General features: G+C 58.7%; 2 protein-coding genes. Both read right to left on the reverse strand.

All coding sequences use genetic code 11. The features are described 5' to 3' along the window. Positions 1-727 (reverse strand): hypothetical protein (locus tag ABX749_RS30780; RefSeq protein WP_372899402.1); only part of this gene is annotated, 727 nt, incomplete at its 3' end. Next, a partial coding sequence (locus ABX749_RS30785) for a phenylacetate--CoA ligase family protein (protein WP_372899403.1) occupies positions 724-2,095 on the reverse strand: 1,372 nt, incomplete at its 5' end. The genes ABX749_RS30785 and ABX749_RS30780, both read right to left, overlap by 4 nt.

The raw sequence follows: 2,095 nt of genomic DNA on the forward strand, positions 1-2,095 counted from the left end.
CCGAATCATCGATCGCATCGACGATCTGTCTGGAAAGACCGCGGCGCATTTGGCCCAGTCGTTCAATCGCTTCCGGTCCTTGATCGAAATCCAGGTGCTGTAGTTTTTCCAGGGCCGGGCGAAACGTGGGCAAGTGTATCGAAACCAGTTGAATGCGACTGCCGTGGTGCCAGTCCAGTTCGCAACCGATCCCGGCGACGGCTCTGAAATGGTCGTCCGATTGCCGGCCGAGGACGCGCGATGCACCCAACGGAAGCGGGCTTCCGATCACGATGTGGTGCACTTGCCGGCGTTGCCAGCCCAGTTTCTGGAATAGCGGTTCGGAAACCGCTTGGGGGCATTCTTGCAGCATCAAGACATCGATTCGGTTGTCGTGAATCAATTGAATGAGTTGCCGGTCATCCAGGGTGCCGCCGCCGACGTTGCAAGTCAGCACGCGTAGTGCCCGCGCGCTGTCGACTGGAGTTGCGCTTCGACGCGGCAGTTGAAACCCAAGAATCGGGATCAGGATGATGACGGTGTGAATCAAATAAATCGGCGTCAATCGCCACCGTAGCAGCAGGGTGACGGGGACCAGCAAGAGCAAGGGCAGCGCGACCACCCAGCGGGGAGAGAACAGAAAGAGCGTGACCAGCCAATGCGAATTCAGACTCGTGTGCATCATCGCGGCGCCGATGATCAACAACAACAGATACACAATCGCGAGAATTAGCGTTGCACGTTTCATCCCGCGATCCTGGATGGGTGGCTTCTGTGGTGACCGGAGTAGCCGATGACGACACGCATTTTACCCGCTGCGGTCAGTTGGATCTGATCGACCCGCTGAATTTCCAGTTGCGAGGAATCGCCGATATTTTGAAGGATCCGCTGACGGAGCGCCTCGCGGTCGTCGGCGTTCCAATGGTCGTCCACGACGAGTTGCAACCGGATGACGTCGCGCCGGGTCTGGACGGCCTGGAACTGGCGAATCGCCGGGATGTCCTTGATGATGTGGGGAAAAAACGCGCCGGGCAGGTGGCGGCCGTCGGGCAAGTGCAACACGTCCATCTGTCGCCCGACAATTTTTTCTAGCAACGGCAATCCGCGGCCACAATCGCAACTCCCCGTGCCCGCGACCGCACGGTCACCGATGGCATATCGCACAAACGGCATCGCGGTGTTGAACAGATCGGTGACTAAGATTTGCCCCTCGTCGCCGGGGGCGGACGGATTGCCATCGGCGTCAACGACTTCGACGATTAAGTTTTCGCTTGTCACATGCAAGCCCCGGTGACGATCACACTCGGCGGCAATCAAGGTGAACTCGCGCGAGCCATAGGTTTCGAAGACGGGTGATCCAAAGGCTCGCTCGATCAATACCCGTTGGTGATCGTACAGTTTCTCGGATCCGACGATGATCGATTCGGGCCGGTGGATTTGAAGGCCGCGTTCGTCGATCGCTCTGGCCAACACAAACAGCGGATTGGCGTACGCCACCAAGACCTTGGGGCGATAACGATTGAGTCGATTGACGTAGCGGCTGACATTGGATTCTGACAACTCAAAACTGTTCAACATGTCGCGTCGATAGAGCAATCGGGAGTACAAACACTCCTTCATGTGCTGGCGCCAGGACAGCTTGTTCAGATTGACACCCCACAGATGAGACTGTTTGGTGCCCGGGCAAGCCCCCGCCCAGCCGTATCCGCGAAAGGCCGCCGCCACGCGTCGGTCGTTGGCGTCCCGTTCGATCAAGAATCGCAACGGGGCGCCACTGGACCCACCGGTCGCCTTGGAAACGAACGCGACTGCCGGGTGGCGGGATCGAATGGCATCGGCGTTGTCGCGGATCATGTCGCGGGTGGTGATCGGCAGGGATCTCAGATCATCCAAGGACGAGACGGCATCCACGTCGATTCCGTGATCCGCCCAGCGATCGCGATACCAGGCCGAGTGTGCGTTACAGTGCGCCAGCAGGTCACGCAGTCGCCGCACTTGCAAGGCTGCGATTTGCTGCGGTGTCCACCACTGGCTGGTTTCCAATTCACGCCAGTGATCGAACGTTTTGCGACGTTTGAGTCCCGATTCGAACGCGGGCAGGATCCATTTTTGATAG

Source organism: Stieleria sp. (assembly GCF_041595215.1).
Classification (GTDB): Bacteria; Planctomycetota; Planctomycetia; order Pirellulales; family Pirellulaceae; genus Stieleria; species Stieleria magnilauensis.